Below are 439 nucleotides of genomic sequence, written 5' to 3' on the forward strand. Positions count from 1 at the left end.
CCGCGCACGGCCGGTCGTCGACGACCTCGACGGCGAATGTGACGCCGTGCCGGGTGCCGATGGCGTCGGCGTCGGAGCGGACGCGTGCGGCGAGGGCGGCGTGGTCGACACCGGGCACGGTCCGGCAGTCCACGCCGAGCACGGCGCGGCCGGGGATGACGTTGAGCTGGTCGGCGGAGCCGGCGTCCAGGACCGTGGGGGTCAGGTACGTCGGGCCGAGGTGCACGTGCTCGCCCGGGTCGGCCTGCAGCTCCTTCTGGAACCGGCCCAGCGCGGCGACCAGCTCGGCCACGGCGGGGACGGGGTTGCGGCCGTGCTGCGGCATCGCGCCGTGCGCCATCTTGCCGGTGCAGGTGACCAGCAGGCGGACGGCGCCCTTGGCGACCGCGCAGATCTCCTCCGCCTCGGGCTCGCAGACGATCGCGGCGTCCACCTCGCG

At 75.9% G+C, this 439-nt stretch carries 1 protein-coding gene; it reads right to left on the minus strand.

Annotated features, from left to right (window positions below; translation table 11 throughout):
* Positions 1–439: peptidase dimerization domain-containing protein (locus tag F8271_RS31870; RefSeq protein ID WP_151493454.1), on the minus strand; the 439-nt coding region annotated here is incomplete at both ends.

It is taken from the genome of Micromonospora sp. ALFpr18c, from assembly GCF_008868155.1.
Taxonomy (GTDB): Bacteria; Actinomycetota; Actinomycetes; order Mycobacteriales; family Micromonosporaceae; genus Micromonospora.